Below are 18534 nucleotides of genomic sequence, written 5' to 3' on the forward strand. Positions count from 1 at the left end.
GGCACAACCGACCGTCAGGCATGGCCGTTGATCCACGCGCCGGGCATCCCGCACGGCACAAGCGTCATTTGACCAAGGAGCAACTCTCCATGTCGCGTACCACCAAGGCTCTCGCCCTCTCCGCCGTCGCGGCCGCCGCCGTGGCCGGTGGCGCCGGTGTCGCCGCCGCCGACAGCGGCGCGCAGGGTGCCGCCACCAACTCCCCCGGTGTCGTCTCCGGCAACGTCATCCAGGTTCCGGTGCACGTGCCCGTGAACGTCTGCGGCAACACGATCAACGTGATCGGCCTGCTGAACCCGGCGTTCGGCAACACCTGCGTCAACGACTGAGCTGACGCCTCGATCGGTACGGCCGCCCCGCAGCCTGTGGGGCGGCCGTTTCCATGCGCCGACGGCGCCCTCGCCCCGTGCGGCGTCCGGGTGACCGGCACAGGCGGCCGTCCCGGCGTGTCGGCCCCGCGTCGTCGGCGTGTCGCGCCCTCGGGCCCGTACTCGAATGGCGGGTAGCCGCAACGCCCAAGGGCCGCCCCGTACTTCCGCTTCCCACCTGCGTAAACGTCCGGTCGACCCGCAGGGGGGTGTGACGCGACGCGCCCGCTCGGTTGCGGAGGGCGATCCTCCCTTTCACGGTGATCACAAGATCCGACGGACCACCGAAAGGGAACGACCTATGCGTGCTACACCCGCACGGCGTATCGCGACCACCACGCTCTGCGCGGCGCTTCTCCTCGGCACGGCCGGACCGGCCATAGCCATGCAGGCGGAGGCCCGCCAGGAAGCGACCGCCGTGAAGGCGCCCGTCCCCGGGGCGGACGCCCTGCTCGGCCAGGTGAAGGCGCTCGGAGACCTGGGCGCCGTCCTCACCCCCGTCACCGACCTCCTCCAGGCCGCGCTCAAGGCCGACAACGGCCAGCTGCCCGCCGCCGACGCCACCAAGCTCGTCGACGCGGTCAAGGAAGCCATCGCCAAGATCACCGCCGGGGCGCCGGTCGCCCCGCCCGCCGCCGTGCCCGGCGTCCCCCAGGCACCCGCCGCACCGGCCGCACCGGCCGCGCCCGCCGTCCCCCCGGCCCCCGCCCTGCCGCCGCTCCCCGCCGCGGTGCCGAAGCTGCCGCTGGGCGGCCCGCAGGCCGCGCAGGTCCCCCTCGACATCAAGGACGACGCCCTGAAGGCGCTCCAGACCGCGGTGGACAGCCTGCTCAAGGCCGTCACGAGCGGCGACCCGACCCAGGTCGTCCCCGCCGTCACCGGTGTCGTCACCGGCCTGGTCAACGTGGTCGTGTCCACGGTGCTCAGCGGTGGTCTGCCGATCCCGAACCTGCCGGGCCTGCCCGCGCTCCCCAAGCTGCCGACGGACGCCCTGCCGCTGCCGAAGCTGCCCGTCCCGCTCCCGGTGGAGGAGTAGCCAGGGAAGCGAGCGGCCCGGGAAAGCACGCGTCCCTTCCGGGGCGCGCATGACGAGACCCGCCCCACCGGCACGTTCCGGTGCGGCGGGTCTCGTCATGCGCGGGCCGTCATTTGTTCGTCAACTTCACGTGTGCGTAGTCCAGTTGATATGAGAAGAATGCGGATTCCCTTCCATCGAGTGGGTTCCGGGAAGTTTGAGTTTCAGGGGTTTCCGTGCCGAGTTCCGCTCGTTAGGACCGGTGAGAGAGACGACAGGCAGAAGTAATTGCCTGAGCAGTGAAGCCCATTGGTGACCCGGCCAACGGTGACAAGAGTTACCAAGAAAGGAACACGATGAAGCCCCTGAAGGCTGCCGCTGTCCTCGCTGGATCGATGGCGATCGCCGGTGCCGCCGCGCCCGCTTTCGCCAACGACCTGACGCCCACCAGCCTGAACGGCGGCCTGGACACGCTGCTCAGCCAGTCGACCCTGGACGCGGCGCCGCTGAACACCAACATGCTGGACACCGAGAACAAGAACTCGGTCGTCAACACGGTCAAGCAGGCCACGGACGGGCTGAACGCGAGCGGCGGCCCGACGCAGCTGCTCGGCGGCCTGCCGCTCGCCAACTAGCCGCCCGAATTCCCGTTTCCCTTCGGGTGGGCTGAGCCGAACGGGAAACCGAAAATGCTTGGGCGTGTTATTCCAGGAATCCCCTGAATTCCGCCCCTAGGCTTCAGCCAAACCCTAAGGGAAGGTTTGATGATGAACACTGCCAAGAAGGCCGCTCTCGTCCTCGCCGCCGCCGGCATGGCCGCGGGTGCCGCGTCGGGGGCCGCTTTCGCCGACGCCGACGCCGCCGCTGACGCCGCGCACTCCCCGGGTGTCGGCTCGGGCAACGTCGGTCAGATCCCGGTGAACGTCCCGGTCAACGTCGTGGGCAACACCGCGAATCTGATCGGCGCCCTGAACCCGGCGTTCGGCAACACCGGCGTGAACAACTGACGTTCGCCCGCAGCACGTTGCGCCCCGGCTCGACGCCACGGGGCGTCGCCCCGCGCTCTTGGTGACTCCGGCACTCTCGGTGCTCTTTCCGGGCGAACGCGGCACTCAAAGGCCGGTCAGCGGAACCCTTTCCGCGGGCCGGCCTTTCGCCTGCCCGGCCACCTGTGCGCGAGACCGACCCGCCGCACGCGCTCGACCACACGCACGCGTGGCAGAGCGAATTCGGCAGCCCTGCCCCAGCGCACCCGTTCGACCGACTCCTCCCTTCGTGTGATGCGGAACGGCCGTTCGGCCACTTAGGTGACAAGCGCGAAATCCGTGCCGCGCGCGTCGCTACGGTTTCGCCCATGACCACGAAACCGAGCGAGCAGCGTCCTTTCCGGGCGGCCGACATGGGCACCCTGGGTGTCATCGCCTGGAGCGGTGAACACCCCGAGGAAGAAAAGGACATGGCCTTTCTCATGGCCTATCCCCTGGGGGACGCCGAGGGCGGTCCTGACGCCTCGGCGGAGGCGGTCGGCGCGCTGCTGCACAACTCCGGCCTGCCGGTCGGCGGCCCGCTCCTCGACGGCGCGCGCAACCCCAGCCTGCCGGTGACCCTGCTCGTCGAGGCGGGGCAGGCGGTCGTCAGCATGCCGCACGTCAACGCCCAGTGCGTGGTCCCGCCCGAGTGGCTCGCCGCCGTACAGGAGCGCGGGCACGCGTACTTCATCATGACCACGCGCGCGTGGCCGGAGGGTACGCCCGGCGCACCCGTCTCGGAGGACAACCTCAGGTCCTTCGCGGGCGACGAGGAGACCCTGACGAACGCAACGCACTGCCTGCTGCCGGTGCAGCGGCTGCGCGGCTGAGGCGGCGCCGCGGCCCCGTCCCGGCCGACGGACTCCGGCAGGGAGATCAGTCGAGGGGATCATCCGCTAAAGCGAGTATTCGGTTGCTCGGGCGAAGTTTGTGCTGGTGCGCGGGGCGGGCTCGTTGAGCCTGTGCGAACCGAGTGGTCGCCGTGAGCGAAAGGATCCGAGCCATGAAGCACACCACGAGGGGGGCCATCGCCACGGCCCTCGCCTGCACCGCGGCAGCCTGTGCGGCGTCGACCGCGGCCGCGGCGGACCACCCCGGCGTGACCGTGCCGCTCGACGGGGTCAAGCACTCCCTGGGCCTGCAGACCCCCGAGGTCACCAGCACCCTGCCGGTGCCGCTGCCCGGCGGCGACTTCGAAGGCCCCCGCTATGTGGAGGGCAAGCTGCTGCCCGAGCGAGCCGTCCCGCAGATCCCGGTCGGCAACGCGCTGCCCGACGTACAGCTCACGGCCCCGCTGACGGACGTGCTGGGCGAGGACAGCTTGAAGAGCGTGGACCTGTCGGCGCGCGGCTCCGACGTGTACGCCCTCACGCCGGGCGCCACGCTGGAGGCGCCGCTGGGTACGCCGGGCGCCGACGGCACCGCCCTGCCGCCGCTCGGCCTGCCCGGCGGCGGCCTGCACCAGCCCCTGCTCAGCGCGCAGCCGGCCGCCGACCTGGGCCTCAACTGACGCCCTGGGGAAGCCCACAGGGCCGGTGGACCGGGCGGGCCCCATGCCGGTGCGGCCGGGCCCGCGGCACCCCGGCCCGTAACGGACCGTGGGGGTCGGGCGGTTAGAGGTCCGGCAGCACACGGCCGCGGAAGAGGGAGCACATGAGCGCAGCGCCCGGTACGCCACTGACCCACCGCCTCGGGCGGCGCCACCTGCTGGGCGTCGCGGCCGCGGCCACGCTCGCCGCCGTGGGGGTGATGCGGGCGAGCGGGGCGCGGGCCACCCCGCCGGGCGCCACGGACGAGGGTTCGTTCGACGAGACGTACCGGGGGCGGCGCATCCAGGGCGACCCGGTCCTGGGCGAGCGCGGCGCGGGCCAGGACCGGTGGCGCGTCACGGTCGACGGCCGGCAGCTCGGCCTCATGCGCCGCGCCGACGGCACCTACCTGACCATGGTCGACCACTACGGGTCGTACGCGACCCCGCTCGCGGCCGCCCGCGGGGCCGTGGACGAGCTCGGGGTGACGGCGCGGCTGAACGGTCACACCCACTGACGGGCCCCGACCGCACGGGGCGCGAGGGAATGCGAAGGGGGCGCGCGTGGCCTACACACGCAAGAACCAGAACCGGCTGACCGGGGCGGAGCGGCGCAGATTCGTGGACGCGGTGCTGAGCCTCAAGCGTCGGGGCGAGTACGACGAATTCGTCCGTACGCACATCGACTTCTACGTGGCGGACGGTGAGGAGCGGCTCCGGGTCGCCCACATGACGCCGACGTTCCTGCCCTGGCACCGGCGCTTCCTGCTCGACTTCGAGCGGGCCCTCCAGCGGGTCGACGACGCGGTCACGGTCCCGTACTGGGACTGGACGCGCGACCGCACCCCGGCCGCGTCCCTGTGGGGCGACGGCTTCCTGGGCGGCAACGGGCGCGAGGGCGACCGGCAGGTGCTCACCGGTCCGTTCGCCCGCCGCAACGGGCACTGGCGGATCAAGGAGAGCGTCACCGACGGGGACTTCCTCACCCGCGCGTTCGGCAATCCCTCGAACCCCATCGACCTGCCCACGCCCGCCGACGTGGAGTGGGCGATGAAGGACTCCCGGTACGACGTCCCGCCCTGGGACTCGCGGGCGGACGGCGGCTTCCGCAACAAGCTGGAGGGCTGGACGTCCGGCGTCGGCACCGCGCGGTGGCGCAACCACAACCGCGTGCACCGCTGGGTCGGCGGACACATGCTGGGCGGCGGCTCCGTGAACGACCCCGTGTTCTGGCTGAACCACGCGTTCGTGGACCTGCTGTGGAGCCGCTGGGAACGGGAGCACCGCAGGGGCGCGCGTTTTCTGCCGGAGCGCCCGCCGGGCCTCGGCGAGCCGGGGCACGGCCGCGTCGTCTCCCGCAACGAGCCGATGCCCCCGTGGCGGACGACTCCGGGCGACATGCTCGACCACGAGCGGATCTATCGCTACGCGTGAACCGGTACGGGACCCAGTGCGGGGAGCTAGCGCGAGGGAGCCGGTACGGGGAGCCGGTACGAGGGAGTCAGTACGGCGAAACCAGTACCTGGGGAACCGTACGCGGGAAACGGGAAGCCCCCGGCGAGCAGCTCGCCGGGGGCTTCTCCTTGGTGGCGTGCTCAGTGGCCGTAGCCGCCCTCGCCGCCGGTGCCGCCGTTGTTGACGCAGGTGTTGCCGAACGCCGGGTTCAGCAGGCCGGCGGCGTCGATGGTGTTGCCGCAGACATTGACCGGGACGTGGACCGGAACCTGGATCAGGTTGCCCGAGAGGACACCGGGGGAACCCTTGGCCACGCCGTGCGCGCCGGCGTCGGCCGTGGCGAGTCCGGCGCCGCCCAGCACGACGGCACCCGCGCCGAGCGTAAGGGCGGCTGCCTTCGCGATGCGAGACATCACGTTCTCCTTCGAATTGGAAAGCACGGCCGCGTGGGTGTGGCCGCGATTGTTCTAACGCGCCGCTCTGATGTGAAGTAACGGCGCGAATTCTTCGATGATCTTCGGGAGATCGAACAGGCGCGGCGATTCGAGCAGTACTTCTGTAGGCCATTAGTGCCAGCGGCGGGCGGAATGGGGTGCGCGGCCGTGTCCCGCGGGCGGCTCGGCCGTTGCTGAGGGCATGACTTCAGCGCGACGAATTCTTGCCGCCGTGTCCCTCGCCGCCGGTGCGGCGGCGCTCGTGGCACCCGCCGCCCACGCGTCCACCGGTGCCCAGCAGGCCAAGGAGATCTCGCCGATGGCCACCATCGACGAGCTGGGCCGCATGCCGCTGCCCGAGGCACAGCACGACGCCGTGCCGACGGTGTCCAGCCAGCTCGGCGGCCTCCACCGGCTGAACGAGCTGCACCAGGTCACCGACCTGGTGCAGCCGGTGACCCAGCTCGTCCCCGCCGTGCAGACCTGAGCACGCGCCGGGCCGCGCCCGCTAGGTGAGCCGGACCCCGCGCCGGGCCAGATAGCGGACCGGGCTGATGTCCGAGCCGTAGCCGCGCCGGGACCGGATCTCCAGATGGAGGTGGGGTCCCGTGGCGCGGCCCGTGCTGCCGCTGCTGCCGATGCGGGTGCCGGTGCGGATGCGCGCCCCCTGCCGCACGGAGATGCGGTTCAGATGCGCGTACAGCGCGTAGTGGCCGTCCGGCATGCGGACCGTGACGGCCTTGCCGTACGCCCCCGACCAGCGGGCGAGCACGACGACGCCCGACCCGACGGCGTACACCGGGGTGCCCCGGGGCACGGCCAGGTCGATGCCGGTGTGGTGGCCCGCGAGCCAGTTGCCGCGGATGCCGTAGCGGGCGCTGACGCGGAAGCGGCGGCGCAGGGGGCGTGCGAAGCGGCGCGGCGGTCCGGTGAGCGCGCGGACCTCGGGGACCGCGGCGTCGGCCGCCGCCAGGTCGTCCTCGAAGTGCGGGTCGTAGCCGACCACGCAGTCCTTGTGCGGGTCTGTGGCGCCGTCGAAGCCCATGACGTCATCGCCTGCGACGTCGTCCGGATCCACGGGTCCGTCGAGGTCTTCGAACCCGTCCGGGCTGTCGAATCCGTCCGGGCCGTCGAATTCGGCGATGCCGTCGGAGTCGGCGTCGGGGCCGTCGTGGTCCGCGACGGCGTCCGGCGGGGTGCCCGCCATGCCGAGCGCTCCTGAGGCGAGCAGGACCACACCGATGCCCAGTGCGTCACGTCGAGTTCTGCCCGCTGTTTGCGGGCCGTCTATGTGGGAGCCCATGTCCGCTAGGACAACGGGGGCGGCGGAGCGGCGCACGCCCGGTTGCGCCACCTGGCGTAACGCGCGGGGGCGCACGGGCCCCGTCGCATGGGCGTTCGGGCCCACCTGTCACGGTCCTGAGGGTTCGATAGGCTCGTCCCGTGATGGCTCATCAGCCTTCGGAGGCGTCCCCCGACGACGCGTACGCGGTAGTGGCCGTCGCTTCCTCGGCCGGAGGGATCCGAGCCCTGGGCGAGCTGCTCGGTGCGCTGGGCGAGGACCTGTCCGTGCCCGTTCTCGTCGTCCAGCACCTCGACCCGCGGCACCGCACCGTCATCGTCGACGTGCTCGCCCGCCGTACGCGCCTGCCTGTGAAGCTCGCCGGGCACGACGAGCGCGCGCTGCCGGGCACGGTCTACGTCGCGCCGCCCGACCGGCACCTGCTGGTGGGCTCCGACGGCGTGCTGTCCCTGTCGAGCAGCGCGCTCGTCCACTTCGTACGCCCCTCCGCGGACCTGCTGTTCGAGTCGGTGGCGGGTGCGTACGGGCCCGGGGCCATCGCCTGTGTGCTGACCGGGACGGGTGTCGACGGCGCGATGGGCGTGGACGCGGTGAAGTCGCGCGGCGGGACCGTGATCGTCCAGGATCCGTGGTCAGCGGAATTCAAGGGCATGCCCGAGGCGGCCGTGGGTACGGGAACAGTGGACTTCGTGCTACCCCTGGAGGAGATCGCCGCGGTGATCCGCGGACTTGTCGAGACCAAGAGGCAGTGATGGGCGCAACACGAGAATCCGAGACGGACGAGGAGCTGGAGGAACTTCTCGGCTTTCTCCGGGACGCCCGCGGTTTCGATTTCACCGGGTACAAGCGCTCGTCCCTGGGGCGCCGCATCCGCAAGCGCATGGCCGACGCCGACATCTCCTCGTACGCGGACTACCGCGACCTCCTGGAGACCAACTCGGACGAATTCGGGGTGCTCTTCAACACCATCCTGATCAACGTGACCTCGATGTTCCGCGACCCGGACGCGTGGACGTACCTCCAGCGCGAGGTCCTGCCCGAGCTGCTCGCCGAGGCCGGGCCCGAGGAGGAGATCAGGGTGTGGAGCGCGGGCTGCTCCAGCGGCGAGGAGGCGTACTCCCTGGCGATCATGTTCGCCGAGGCCCTCGGCATCGAGGAGTGTCTGAACCGCGTCAAGATCTACGGCACGGACGTCGACGAGGAGGCCCTGCGGGACGCCCGCTCGGCGCTGTACACCGCCAAGTCCCTGGAGGCGCTGCCGACGGAGCTGCGCGACAAGTACTTCGAGCAGAACGGCACGCAGTACAGCGTCCGGCCCGATCTGCGGCGGCGGGTGATCTTCGGGCGGCACGACGTGACCCGGGACGCCCCCATCTCCCGGCTCGACCTGCTGGTGTGCCGCAACACCCTGATGTACTTCAACGTCGAGGCGCAGACGCAGATCATCGACCGCTTCCACTTCGCCCTGCGCGAGGGCGGCTACCTCTTCCTCGGCAAGGCCGAGATGCTTCTGAACGACGCCGACCGCTTCCAGATCGTCAGCATGCGGCAGCGCGTCTTCCGGCGCCGCCCCGGCGACGCCGGGCCGCCCTACCCGCCGTCGCCGCTGAAGATCAGGGCGGGCGCCGGGGCGGAGCCGCGCTCGGTGGCCCGCAACCGCCAGATGCGTGACCTCATCGTGGACTCCCTGCCGGTCTCCGCGGTCGCCCTGGACCCCGAGGGCGTCGTCGTCCTCGTCAACAGCCAGGCGCGGGTGCAGTTCGGCCTCACCGCCAATGACTGCGGGCGGCTCTTCCAGGACCTGGAGATCTCCTACCGGCCCGTCGAGCTGCGCTCGCTGATCGAGCAGTCCACGCACGAGCGCAGATCACTGCGGGTGAACCGGGTGGAGCGCCGCGTCGGCGACGACCTCCAGTACGTCGACATCCTGATCCAGCCGCTCACCGGAGCCAACGGACTGCCCGCGGGCACGGTCATCAGCTTCTCCGACGTCACGGTTCCCACCCAGCTCAAGTCCGAGATCAAGCGGGTCCGGGAGGAGTTGGAGACCGCGTACGAGGAGCTCCAGTCCACCAACGAGGAGTTGGAGACGACGAACGAGGAACTCCAGTCCAGCATCGAGGAGCTGGAGACCACCAACGAGGAACTCCAGTCCACCAACGAGGAACTGGAAACGACGAACGAGGAACTCCAGTCCGGCAACGAGGAACTGGAGACCATGAACGAAGAGATGCGCATCCGCACCGAGGAACTGGACGAGGCCCGCGCCTTCCTGGAGGGCGTGATGAGCAGCATCGCCGCCGGTGTGGTCGTCCTGGAGGCGGACGCGCGGGTCAGAAGCTGGAACCGGGGCGCGGCCGAGCTGTGGGGGCTCCGCCCGGACGAGGTCATGGACGAGGTGTTCTTCGGGCTCGACTTCGGGCTGCCGACGGAGGACCTGCGGCCGGTGATCCAGAAGTGCCTCGACTCCGGCAGGCGCACCGGCCCGATCGCCGTGCCCGCGGTGAACCGCATCGGCCGCGCCATCGTGTGCAACGTGGTCTGCTCACCCTTCGACGGCCATCACGGAGGCGTCGTCCTGCTGATGGAGGAGAGCCACAGCGCCTCCCTGGCCTGACGCCTCCACGACCCGGCGTGGTCCCTTTCGTACGGACGCGGTAGGCGGTCCCCGCGCGCCGGGGCGTCCGCATACGACGAGTCTCGTACCGGAGCGCGAAGCTCACACCACGTTGTGAGGGAAAGACCGAAACGGCCTCCTCCACATGTGGGCGCGGGCGTACGCTTCGGCCATGACTCCGGGCGACGGCTCCGTCAGCCAGGCGATGGCGGCCTGGCGCCGTGCCGCATCGGCGCGGGAGCGGGCCGTCCGCGCCGAGGAGGCGGCCGCGCGGCACGAGAGGTGGGCGGCGGCCACGGGTCGCGAGCTGCACCTCGACATCGCCGCCGCGCTGTACTCCGCCGCGGGGTGCCATCGTTCGTCGGCGCGATTACAGGAGTCCTTCGCCCGCCGCATGACGTGGTGGGAGCAGGGACACGGGGCCCGGCCGCGGTTCATGAGCGGTGTCGCCGAGGCCTGCGGCACGAGCAGCGCGGCCCTCACCCTCGTGGACGGCAGGCAGCGGCAGCTCGCCGTCGCCGCGTCGGACCGGCCGGCCCGCGCCGCGCAGGACCTGGAGTTCATGCTCAGCGAGGGCCCCACCAAGGACGCCACCCGCAGCCGGAACCTGGTCTTCGCCTCCCGCGAGGCGATCGAGGCGCGCTGGCCCTGCTACGGCCCGGCCCTGACCGCGCTGGGCATCCACGAGGTCGCCGCGGTCCCGCTGGACTCCAGCGACCGCTGCCTCGGCGCGCTCGCCGTGTTCGACCCGCGCCCGGGCCTGGTCGGCACCCGGACGTTCACGGAGATCGTGGGGGCGCTGGCCCGCACCGTCCTCCTGGACCCCGACGCCGACCCCGAGCTGTACGGCGGCATCGACCACCGGGACGTGGTGCAGCAGGCGGCGGGCATGCTCTCCGTGCACCTGGGATGTCACGTCGAGGACGCCCTCGCACTGATCAAGGCGCGGGCGTTCAGCGACGCGGAGAGCCTGGAGACCCTCGCTGGGCAGATCGTGGCCGGTGATTTGAAGATCACCCCGAGAGGGTCACCATGACGATGTCACAGCAGCGCCTCGCCGAGGCCTTCGTGGAGCTGGCGGGCGGTGCTCCCGGCGATCCCGTCGACCCGTCCGCGCTCCTGGCGGCGCTCGCCGCGCGCGGCAGCGAACTCCTCGGCGCCCGCGCCTGCGCGGTCCTCGGCGAGCCGTCCGAGTCGGGCGAAGCGCAGGTGTACGCCTCCGAGACCGCGGCCCGGGACCTCGCCCTCGGCGTGCACCAGGAGGACGAGGGGCCGGGGGCGTACTGCCGGGAGACCGGGCGCCCCGTGCCGCGGACCGACCTGGAGAACCCGGTCGTCCGGCTGCGCTGGCCCCACTACGTGCCGCGTGCGCTGGCCCTGGGCTATACGCATGTCGCGGCCCGGCCGCTGCGCGGGCGGGAGCGGACCGTGGGCGCGCTCGTGCTCTTGGGCTCCCCCGAGGAGCCGGTCACCGACGAGGGGCTCGCCATCGGCCAGTCCCTCGCGGACATCGTGGCCACGGCGCTGCTGCGGGAGGACGAGCTGCGCCGGTCCCACACCCTCGCCGGGCAGCTCCAGCACGCCCTGACCAGCCGCCTCGTCATCGAGCAGGCCAAGGGCATCCTCGCCGCGAGCCGGGCGCTGACCATGGACGAGGCGTTCGCGCTCCTGCGCGGCTACGCCCGCTCGCACCAGCGGAAGCTGGCGGGGGTGGCGCGGGACGTGGTGGAGGGGAGGCTGGATCCCTGACGGGACACCCTGCCCCTCCCCGCCCCCTGCCCCCGCGTCAGCTCCGCTCGTCCCCGCCCTCCGCCTCGGCCTCCGCCTGCTTCGCCTGCACCTCGGGGTCGAGTGACGCCTGGCCGCTGCCGTCCACCGAGGTCAGCGGGGTGCGGTCGGGGACCTCCGTGGCCGCGGGGGGCTCGACCAGCCAGTCCGGGTTGGCCTGCTTGTCCCACCACTTCCACACGGCGATCGCGGCGGCACCGAGCACACCGAGCACGGCGAGCCGCTTGACCGTGCGGCCGGTGCGGGACCGGCGCTCCTGCCTGCGGGCGATCTCCTTGATCTCCTGCGGCGACACCTGACCGCGCAGCGCGGCGAGCGCCGCCGCGCCCCGGGCCGCCGCCTCCTCGCGGACCGGGCCGGAGACGGCCACGGCGTGCTCGATGCGGGGCTTCGAGAAATCGGCGGCCTGGCGGGCGGCCCTGCGGGTGCGGACGGCGGCCTCGTGCGCCGCGTGGTCGAGCTTCGGCGGCACATGCCCCCGTGCCTGCACCACGCGCGGCGCGACGTGCGCCCCGTACTGGGCGCGGGCCTGGTCGGCGGCGGTGTGCGCCGCGTGCGACACCTTCGGGGCGAGGCGCGAGCGCGCCTCCTGTGCCAGGTGGGTGGCCCGGTCCTTGGCTTCTTCGGCGTAGGGCGCCACCGCGTCCGCGGCGTGCCGCGCGCTTTCCTTCGCCGAGTCGGCCGCGGCGCGCACGCTGTCTTTGCGGGTCACGGGATCCTCCTCCTTGGTGGCGTATAGGTATGTCACCTTTCCACCCTTTCCGGGATCATGCCTGCCGGGATGGAACCGGTCCACGCGCGGATGGGCATCCGGGGCGCCCCCACGAGCGCGGGGCGCGCGTCGGTCCGCCCCGGCCGCCGGTGCGACACGGTGTCCGGCACGGCGTCGGGCACGGCCCGCGGCTCCCGGCGCACCCGGAACCACGCGATCCGTGGCGGGCGAAGCCGCTCGATCCGGTACGGGCAGGGCCCGCCGACGACAATGCCACGGATCGTCCCCAGGTGCGCCTGCTCGGCGGCTACTCGTCCCAAACCGGTCCGTGCGAGGATCGGAGGGTCACAGAGGACAACGGAAGGCAGATCGTGGCTGAGCAGCTTTACGCCACTCTCAAGACCAACCAGGGCGACATCGAGATCCGGCTTCTGCCGAACCACGCGCCCAAAACGGTCAGGAACTTTGTTGAGCTCGCCCAGGGCGAGCGCGAGTGGGTGCACCCCGCCACCGGCAAGAAGTCCACGGACAAGCTGTACGACGGCACGGTCTTCCACCGGGTGATCAGCGGCTTCATGATCCAGGGCGGCGACCCGCTGGGCAACGGCACGGGCGGCCCCGGCTACGAGTTCGAGGACGAGTTCCACCCTGACCTGGCCTTCGACAAGCCGTACCTCCTCGCCATGGCCAACGCGGGCCCGGGCACCAACGGCTCGCAGTTCTTCATCACGGTCTCCCCGACCGCGTGGCTGACCCGCAAGCACACCATCTTCGGCGAGGTCACCAACGACGCCGGCAAGAAGGTCGTGGACGCCATCGCCGGTACGCAGACCAACCCGCGCACGGACCGCCCGGTGAACGACGTCGTCATCGAGTCCGTCGTCGTCGAGACGCGCGAGGGCTGAGCGCCTCCACGCTCGATCCCGTCCGTCGGGAGCTCCCGCCCGCCGGTGAGCTCCCGCCCGCCGGGGAACAAAACCGCCCCGCCCATCCGTAGAGGAGGGCGGGGCGGTGCGTTGACCAGCATGCCGACGCCGCCCGCGTACGGCAGACCAGAGGGGACCGCGATGGACCAGGCGCCAGGCAGCCCGGAGGGGCCGCAGGACGCGCAGAGCCTGCCGAGCTGCTACCGCCATCCCGGCCGGGAGACGGCGATCAGCTGCACCCGCTGCGAGCGTCCGATCTGCCCGGAGTGCATGATCAGCGCCTCCGTCGGCTTCCAGTGCCCCGAGTGCGTCAAGGGCGGCTCCGGCACCGGACACGCCCCGGCGGCCACTCAGCCGCGCACCCTGGCGGGCGGCACGCTCACGCAGGACCCGCGCCTGCTCACGAAGATCATCCTTGTCCTCAACGTGCTGGTGTTCGTCGCGGTGCGCGCCCGTGAGGACCTCGTCGGGGACCTGTTCCTGATCGGCCGGTGGCCCCCCGAGCCGTTCCCCGCCACCGAGGGCGTGGCGGACGGTCAGGCGTACCGCCTGGTCACGGCCATGTTCACGCACCAGGAGATCTGGCACATCGCGTTCAACATGCTGGGGCTCTGGTGGCTCGGCGGCCCCCTGGAGGCGGCGCTCGGGCGGGCGCGGTTCCTCGCCCTGTATCTGCTGTCGGGGCTCGGCGGCAGCGCTCTGACGTACCTGGTCTCGGACCCCAGTGACGCCTCGCTCGGCGCCTCCGGGGCGATCTTCGGCCTGCTCGGCGCGACGGCGGTCCTGATGCGCCGGCTGAACTACGACATGCGTCCGGTCATCGCCCTGCTCGCGCTGAACCTGCTCTTCACCTTCACCTGGAGCGGCATCGCCTGGCAGGCGCACGTCGGCGGTCTCGTCGCCGGTGTCGCCATCGCGTACGGCATGGTGCACGCGCCGCGCGAGCGCCGGGCCCTGGTGCAGTGGGGCACCTGCGCCCTGGTGTTCCTGGTGATCGCGGCCACCGTGATCGTGCGGACCGTGCAGCTCACCTGAGGCACCGGTTCAGCCGAGGCTTCCGTGGCCCCGCCCGTTCCCGGGCGGGGCCACGGCCGTTGTCGGCCGGGGGATGCGGGACAGTCCCGAGCCCGGTGCGGGGGCGATCGCCGTGCCTGCCCGCGGATACAGGACGATCCCCGTATCCGGTGCGGATACGGGGTTCTCCCCACCGTCTCACCCCAGGTTGTCCACAGTCTGTGCCCGATCTTGTGCACGAAGTGGGGAACGTCTGTTCCGTGCGTCGCCGATCCGGGTTTTCCCAGGCGGGGCAAGGAGTGGACGGGTCGGGCCAGGGCGGTCGACCAGTCACACCGGCGTCAACGTCCGGAGAGTTATCCACAGATCTTCAGACCTTTCCCCAGGTCTGTGGATGGCACCGCTCGCGCTGTGGATAACTCAGGCCAGGGCTTGCGTTCCGCCCCCGGCGTTACCCCGGCTCGTTACTTCCACTGAGTGGAGACGCCGAAGCCCGCGGCGATGAAGCCGAAGCCGACCACGATGTTCCAGTTGCCCAGGGGGTCGATCGGCAGCTCGCCGTCCGTGACGTAGAAGACGACGATCCAGGCGAGGCCGATCAGGAACATCGCCAGCATCACCGGAGCGACCCAGCTGCGGCTGGTCAGCTTGATGTTCGTCGCCTTCTTCGACGACGGGGGCGTGTAGTCGTCTGCCTTCTTGCGGATACGTGACTTCGGCACGAGGGTCTCTCCTGTCGATGCGCTGCGTGGCCGCGCAGGTAACTGGGTCGGGCGCCGGGGGCGGACACTACGGTGCGCTAAGTCTTCCCCCGGGCGTCCGTTAGCGTAGTGCTTCCGCGGCGGTGAAGGAGATAAGGGTACGTTGAGCAATTCCGCCGACTTCCCCACGGGCCCGGGCCGGCCGTCCCCGGGCACGGGCCGACGCCGCCGCTGGCGGCCGGTCCGCGTGCTCACCGCAGGCGTCTTCGCGCTCGCCGGCCTGCTCTTCATGACCAGCTTCAACACGGCCAAGGGCACCAACATCCGCACCGACGACTCCCTCCTGAAGCTCTCCGACCTCATCCAGGAGCGCAGCCGCAAGAACAGGGACCTCGACGCGTCCACCGGCTCGCTGCGCGACGAGGTCGATTCCCTCGCCCGCCGCGACAGTCCCGGCACCAAGGCCGACGACGCCCGGCTCAGTGCCCTGGAGCGGAACGCGGGCACCAAGAAGCTGAGCGGCCAGGCCGTCTCGGTCACCCTCACCGACGCCCCGCCGCACGCCACCGCCAAGCTCCCCGGCTACCCCGAGCCGCAGCCCAACGACCTGGTCATCCACCAGCAGGACCTCCAGGCCGTGGTCAACGCCCTGTGGCAGGGCGGCGCCAAGGGCATCAAGGTCATGGACCAGCGGCTGATCTCCACCAGCGCCGTGCGCTGCGTCGGCAACACCCTGATCCTCCAGGGCCGCGTCTACTCACCGCCGTACACGGTGACCGCGATCGGCGACCCGGACCGCCTCAAGAAGGCCCTCGCCGCCTCGCCCGAGATCCAGAACTACATGCTGTACGTCAACGCCTACGGGCTCGGCTGGAAAGTCGACGACGACGGGGCGGTGACTCTTCCCGGCTACTCGGGCACAGTGAACCTTCATCACGCGAAGCCTGTGGAGTAGCGCTCGCTCGGGAGGTCCCTGCGGTGTCGGTGCGCGTGCTCGTCCGGACGGCCAGCGAACTGTGCGTCACCGTCGGCACCCTGATCGTGCTCTTCGTGGTCTACGTGCTGTTCTGGACCGGAGTGAAGGCCGACCGGGCCATGGACGACCAGATCGACCGCCTCCAGGACCGGTGGGCCGAACAGTCTTTGGCCGCGGGCGAGGGCGGTGGCGCGGCCCCGCTCCTCGCCAAGGAGACCGCCCCCTACGAGAACGGCGAGCCCTTCGCCGTCATGTACATCCCCCGCTTCGGTTTCACGTGGAACAAGCCCGTGCTCCAGGGCACCGCCACCGACACCCTCAAGAAGGGCCTCGGCCACTACGCGCGCACCGCCCGGCTCGGCCAGCGGGGCAACTTCGCCGTGGCCGGACACCGGCGCACCTACGGCGACCCGTTCAAGGACTTCCCCGCACTGCGCCCCGGCGACGCGGTCGTCCTGACCGACGGCACGACCTGGTTCACGTACCGCATCGACAAGAAGCCGTACAAGACGCTGCCCAGCGACATCGGGGTCGTCGACCCGGTGCCGCGGGGCTCCGGCTACCGCGCGCCCGGCCGCTATCTCACCCTGACCACCTGCGAGCCCGAGTGGGGCCACAGCCACCGGCTGATCGCCTGGGCCCATCTGGACGCCACCCAGCCCGTGGAGGCAGGGAAACCCGAGGCACTGCGCCGTTAGTCTGGTGCGGTACGGCGGCGACGGCCGGTGCGATGGGGCCGGGTGGCCGTGTGGCGACGAAAGGGACGGCATGTACGGCTGGATCTGGCGACATCTGCCGGGGAACGCATGGGTGAGAGCACTGATCTCCCTGGTGCTGGTCCTCGCCGTGGTCTATGTGCTGTTCCAGTACGTGTTCCCCTGGGCCGAGCCCCTGCTTCCCTTCAACGACGTGACGGTGGACAACTGATGGGCGCGCGCATCCTCGTCGTCGACAACTACGACAGCTTCGTCTTCAACCTCGTGCAGTACCTGTACCAACTGGGCGCGGAGTGCGAGGTCCTGCGCAACGACGAGGTCGAGCTGCGGCACGCGCAGGACGGCTTCGACGGTGTCCTCCTGTCGCCGGGCCCCGGCACCCCCGAGCAGGCGGGCGTCTGCGTGGACATGGTGCGCCACTGCGCCGCCACCGGGGTGCCTGTCTTCGGCGTCTGTCTGGGCATGCAGTCGATGGCCGTGGCGTACGGCGGCGTCGTGGACCGGGCGCCGGAGCTCCTGCACGGCAAGACCTCGCCGGTCACGCACGAGGGCAAGGGCGTCTTCGCGGGCCTGCCCTCGCCCTTCACCGCGACCCGGTACCACTCGCTTGCGGCCGAGCCCGCCACGGTGCCCGCGGAGCTGGAAGTCACCGCCCGCACGGCGGACGGCATCATCATGGGCCTGCGCCACCGCGAACTGCCCGTCGAGGGCGTGCAGTTCCACCCCGAGTCCGTCCTCACCGAGCACGGGCACCTGATGCTCGCCAACTGGCTCGCCGAGTGCGGAGACGCCGGGGCCGTCGCACGATCGAGCGGGCTCGCCCCGGTGGTGGGCAGGGCCACGGCGTGACCGCGGAGGCGCACGGGGGCGCCGACGCGACGGGGGCGGGGGAGCATCCGTCACCGTGGTTCCGCAGTGCGCCGGCGCCGGACGCGCCTGATCCCGATCCCCCCGCGCCTCAGCTTGCCGCCGATCCGCCCGCGCCTCAGCTTGCCGCCGAGGCTCCTGCGCCCGGGCTCGTTCCCGAAGCCCCGGAGCCGTACGTACCGGCGTACGATCCGCCGCCGGACGACGAGACCATCGGCCTGCGGACGGCGGACACCCGCCGAATAGCGGGCGAGCCGGTGGTGCCGGGCGGCCGGGCCGCGCGGCGGAAGGCCGCCAAGCACAAGGGCCGCCGGGGCGCGAAGGCCCGGGCGCGGGCGGCTCCCGCCACCGAGAGCCCGCCGGACCGCCCGCTGACCAGGCTCGAAGCCCGGCGCGCCGAGCGCGCCCGCAGACCGGGCCCGGCCACCGTGGCGAGCCGCGTCATCGGCGAGCTGTTCATCACCGCGGGCGTCCTGATGCTCCTGTTCGTCACGTACCAGCTGTGGTGGACGAACATAAGGGCCCATCAGCAGGCGAACGCGGCCGCCCGCGACCTCCAGGAGGACTGGGCGAAGGGCAAGGGCAAGCCCGGCACCTTCGAGCCGGGCCAGGGCTTCGCGCTGCTGCACATCCCCAAGCTCGACGTCGTCGTGCCGGTCGCCGAGGGCATCGACAAGCACAAGGTCCTCGACCGGGGCATGGTCGGCCACTACAGCGAGGGCGGCACCAAGACCCCGATGCCGGACGCGGACCCGGGCAACTTCTCCGTCGCCGGACACCGCAACACCCACGGCGAGCCGTTCCGGTACATCAACCGGCTCAAACCCGGCGACCCGATCGTGGTCGAGACGCAGGACACGTACTACGTCTACAAGATGGCGAGCATCCTCCCGCAGACCAGCCCCGGCAACACGGCGGTCCTCGGCCCCGTCCCACCCGGCTCCGGCTTCACGAAACCAGGCCGCTACATCACACTGACCACCTGCACCCCCGAGTTCACGAGTAAGTACCGAATGATCGTGTGGGGCAAGATGGTCGAAGACCGGCCACGGGCCAAGGGGAAACCGGCCGCGCTGGTCGACTAAG

General features: G+C 71.4%; 23 protein-coding genes. 19 read left to right on the forward strand and 4 right to left on the reverse strand.

Going from position 1 to position 18534, the window contains the following annotated elements:
* Positions 1-89 precede the first annotated feature (89 nt).
* From MQV74_RS21365 to MQV74_RS21400, 8 genes are all read left to right on the forward strand, one after another.
* Positions 90-329, forward strand: coding sequence for a chaplin (locus MQV74_RS21365; RefSeq protein WP_030683987.1), 240 nt, complete (start codon positions 90-92; stop codon positions 327-329).
* 340 nt (positions 330-669) lie between these two features.
* Positions 670-1404: a hypothetical protein gene (locus MQV74_RS21370; protein WP_242719941.1), complete on the forward strand. Its 735-nt coding sequence runs from the start codon at positions 670-672 to the stop codon at positions 1402-1404.
* A 335-nt stretch (positions 1405-1739) separates the two neighbouring features.
* Entirely contained in the window at positions 1740-2018 is a 279-nt protein-coding gene (locus MQV74_RS21375) for a hypothetical protein (protein ID WP_138960796.1), read from the forward strand.
* Positions 2019-2150: 132 nt separating this feature from the next.
* Complete coding sequence (locus MQV74_RS21380; RefSeq protein WP_242719943.1) at positions 2151-2390, forward strand: chaplin family protein; 240 nt, start codon at positions 2151-2153, stop codon at positions 2388-2390.
* Between the two features lie 347 nt (positions 2391-2737).
* On the forward strand, positions 2738-3241 hold the full coding sequence (locus tag MQV74_RS21385; RefSeq protein ID WP_242719946.1) for a DUF5949 family protein: 504 nt from the start codon (positions 2738-2740) through the stop codon (positions 3239-3241).
* Between the two features lie 173 nt (positions 3242-3414).
* Entirely contained in the window at positions 3415-3921 is a 507-nt protein-coding gene (locus MQV74_RS21390; protein ID WP_242719947.1) for a hypothetical protein, read from the forward strand.
* A gap of 143 nt (positions 3922-4064) precedes the next feature.
* A complete protein-coding gene (locus tag MQV74_RS21395; RefSeq protein WP_278194193.1) occupies positions 4065-4457 on the forward strand; it encodes a tyrosinase family oxidase copper chaperone in 393 nt (130 codons plus the stop codon).
* Between the two features lie 46 nt (positions 4458-4503).
* Positions 4504-5373: a tyrosinase family protein gene (locus MQV74_RS21400; RefSeq protein ID WP_242719949.1), complete on the forward strand. Its 870-nt coding sequence runs from the start codon at positions 4504-4506 to the stop codon at positions 5371-5373.
* 161 nt (positions 5374-5534) lie between these two features.
* Here the strand turns inward: MQV74_RS21400 and MQV74_RS21405 are convergent, their stop codons facing one another.
* Positions 5535-5807 (reverse strand): chaplin, encoded by a 273-nt coding sequence (locus tag MQV74_RS21405; protein ID WP_242719951.1) that lies wholly within the window; start codon positions 5805-5807, stop codon positions 5535-5537.
* A 223-nt stretch (positions 5808-6030) separates the two neighbouring features.
* Here MQV74_RS21405 and MQV74_RS21410 point away from each other — a divergent pair, with 223 nt between their 5' ends.
* The gene (locus tag MQV74_RS21410) at positions 6031-6315 is read left to right on the forward strand and encodes a hypothetical protein (protein ID WP_242719953.1); all 285 of its coding nucleotides are present in this window, start codon (positions 6031-6033) and stop codon (positions 6313-6315) included.
* A 21-nt stretch (positions 6316-6336) separates the two neighbouring features.
* On the opposite strand, the gene MQV74_RS21415 is transcribed toward MQV74_RS21410, so the two are convergent.
* Positions 6337-7131: a M23 family metallopeptidase gene (locus MQV74_RS21415; RefSeq protein ID WP_242719955.1), complete on the reverse strand. Its 795-nt coding sequence runs from the start codon at positions 7129-7131 to the stop codon at positions 6337-6339.
* A 143-nt stretch (positions 7132-7274) separates the two neighbouring features.
* On the opposite strand from MQV74_RS21415, the gene MQV74_RS21420 reads away from it, so the two are divergent.
* The 4 genes from MQV74_RS21420 (at position 7275) to MQV74_RS21435 (ending at position 11497) form a co-directional block, all read left to right on the forward strand.
* Positions 7275-7883 carry a chemotaxis protein CheB gene (locus MQV74_RS21420; RefSeq protein WP_242728962.1) on the forward strand — a complete coding sequence of 203 codons (609 nt, stop codon included), beginning with the start codon at positions 7275-7277 and terminating at the stop codon, positions 7881-7883.
* On the forward strand, positions 7883-9748 hold the full coding sequence (locus MQV74_RS21425; protein ID WP_242719957.1) for a CheR family methyltransferase: 1866 nt from the start codon (positions 7883-7885) through the stop codon (positions 9746-9748). The genes MQV74_RS21420 and MQV74_RS21425 overlap by 1 nt, the downstream gene beginning before the upstream one ends.
* Before the next feature lie 172 nt (positions 9749-9920).
* Positions 9921-10784 (forward strand): GAF and ANTAR domain-containing protein, encoded by an 864-nt coding sequence (locus MQV74_RS21430; RefSeq protein WP_242719959.1) that lies wholly within the window; start codon positions 9921-9923, stop codon positions 10782-10784.
* Entirely contained in the window at positions 10781-11497 is a 717-nt protein-coding gene (locus MQV74_RS21435) for a GAF and ANTAR domain-containing protein (RefSeq protein ID WP_242719961.1), read from the forward strand. Before MQV74_RS21430 ends, MQV74_RS21435 begins: the two co-directional genes overlap by 4 nt.
* Before the next feature lie 37 nt (positions 11498-11534).
* Here the strand turns inward: MQV74_RS21435 and MQV74_RS21440 are convergent, their stop codons facing one another.
* Positions 11535-12248 carry a DUF5324 family protein gene (locus tag MQV74_RS21440; RefSeq protein WP_242719963.1) on the reverse strand — a complete coding sequence of 238 codons (714 nt, stop codon included), beginning with the start codon at positions 12246-12248 and terminating at the stop codon, positions 11535-11537.
* A 371-nt stretch (positions 12249-12619) separates the two neighbouring features.
* Between MQV74_RS21440 and MQV74_RS21445 the strand changes: the two genes are divergently transcribed.
* Positions 12620-13153: a peptidylprolyl isomerase gene (locus tag MQV74_RS21445; protein ID WP_144319944.1), complete on the forward strand. Its 534-nt coding sequence runs from the start codon at positions 12620-12622 to the stop codon at positions 13151-13153.
* A 162-nt stretch (positions 13154-13315) separates the two neighbouring features.
* Positions 13316-14209, forward strand: coding sequence for a rhomboid family intramembrane serine protease (locus tag MQV74_RS21450; RefSeq protein ID WP_242719965.1), 894 nt, complete (start codon positions 13316-13318; stop codon positions 14207-14209).
* A 443-nt stretch (positions 14210-14652) separates the two neighbouring features.
* Here MQV74_RS21450 and crgA read toward each other — a convergent pair whose 3' ends face one another.
* Positions 14653-14910, reverse strand: a complete 258-nt coding sequence (crgA, locus tag MQV74_RS21455; protein ID WP_138960810.1) for a cell division protein CrgA — start codon at positions 14908-14910, stop codon at positions 14653-14655.
* A 142-nt stretch (positions 14911-15052) separates the two neighbouring features.
* On the opposite strand from crgA, the gene MQV74_RS21460 reads away from it, so the two are divergent.
* From MQV74_RS21460 to MQV74_RS21475, 4 genes are all read left to right on the forward strand, one after another.
* Positions 15053-15844 carry a DUF881 domain-containing protein gene (locus tag MQV74_RS21460; protein ID WP_242719967.1) on the forward strand — a complete coding sequence of 264 codons (792 nt, stop codon included), beginning with the start codon at positions 15053-15055 and terminating at the stop codon, positions 15842-15844.
* A gap of 29 nt (positions 15845-15873) precedes the next feature.
* Positions 15874-16563 carry a class E sortase gene (locus MQV74_RS21465; protein ID WP_242728964.1) on the forward strand — a complete coding sequence of 230 codons (690 nt, stop codon included), beginning with the start codon at positions 15874-15876 and terminating at the stop codon, positions 16561-16563.
* 228 nt (positions 16564-16791) lie between these two features.
* Positions 16792-17430 carry an aminodeoxychorismate/anthranilate synthase component II gene (locus tag MQV74_RS21470; protein ID WP_030683943.1) on the forward strand — a complete coding sequence of 213 codons (639 nt, stop codon included), beginning with the start codon at positions 16792-16794 and terminating at the stop codon, positions 17428-17430.
* Entirely contained in the window at positions 17427-18533 is a 1107-nt protein-coding gene (locus MQV74_RS21475) for a class E sortase (RefSeq protein ID WP_242719969.1), read from the forward strand. The genes MQV74_RS21470 and MQV74_RS21475 overlap by 4 nt, the downstream gene beginning before the upstream one ends.
* Position 18534: the final 1 nt, after the last annotated feature.

Source organism: Streptomyces sp. AN091965 (assembly GCF_022698285.1).
Classification (GTDB): Bacteria; Actinomycetota; Actinomycetes; order Streptomycetales; family Streptomycetaceae; genus Streptomyces.

Coding starts and splice junctions, on each gene's coding strand:
- MQV74_RS21410 (WP_242719953.1), top strand. CDS start 6,031: ATGACTTCAGCGCGACGAATTCTTGCCGCCGTGTCCCTCGCCGCCGGT.
- MQV74_RS21385 (WP_242719946.1), top strand. CDS start 2,738: ATGACCACGAAACCGAGCGAGCAGCGTCCTTTCCGGGCGGCCGACATG.
- MQV74_RS21390 (WP_242719947.1), top strand. CDS start 3,415: ATGAAGCACACCACGAGGGGGGCCATCGCCACGGCCCTCGCCTGCACC.
- MQV74_RS21405 (WP_242719951.1), bottom strand. CDS start 5,807: ATGTCTCGCATCGCGAAGGCAGCCGCCCTTACGCTCGGCGCGGGTGCC.
- MQV74_RS21430 (WP_242719959.1), top strand. CDS start 9,921: ATGACTCCGGGCGACGGCTCCGTCAGCCAGGCGATGGCGGCCTGGCGC.
- MQV74_RS21380 (WP_242719943.1), top strand. CDS start 2,151: ATGAACACTGCCAAGAAGGCCGCTCTCGTCCTCGCCGCCGCCGGCATG.
- MQV74_RS21370 (WP_242719941.1), top strand. CDS start 670: ATGCGTGCTACACCCGCACGGCGTATCGCGACCACCACGCTCTGCGCG.
- MQV74_RS21450 (WP_242719965.1), top strand. CDS start 13,316: ATGGACCAGGCGCCAGGCAGCCCGGAGGGGCCGCAGGACGCGCAGAGC.
- MQV74_RS21435 (WP_242719961.1), top strand. CDS start 10,781: ATGACGATGTCACAGCAGCGCCTCGCCGAGGCCTTCGTGGAGCTGGCG.
- MQV74_RS21425 (WP_242719957.1), top strand. CDS start 7,883: ATGGGCGCAACACGAGAATCCGAGACGGACGAGGAGCTGGAGGAACTT.
- MQV74_RS21415 (WP_242719955.1), bottom strand. CDS start 7,131: ATGGGCTCCCACATAGACGGCCCGCAAACAGCGGGCAGAACTCGACGT.
- MQV74_RS21470 (WP_030683943.1), top strand. CDS start 16,792: ATGGGCGCGCGCATCCTCGTCGTCGACAACTACGACAGCTTCGTCTTC.
- MQV74_RS21395 (WP_278194193.1), top strand. CDS start 4,065: ATGAGCGCAGCGCCCGGTACGCCACTGACCCACCGCCTCGGGCGGCGC.
- MQV74_RS21375 (WP_138960796.1), top strand. CDS start 1,740: ATGAAGCCCCTGAAGGCTGCCGCTGTCCTCGCTGGATCGATGGCGATC.
- MQV74_RS21420 (WP_242728962.1), top strand. CDS start 7,275: ATGGCTCATCAGCCTTCGGAGGCGTCCCCCGACGACGCGTACGCGGTA.
- MQV74_RS21365 (WP_030683987.1), top strand. CDS start 90: ATGTCGCGTACCACCAAGGCTCTCGCCCTCTCCGCCGTCGCGGCCGCC.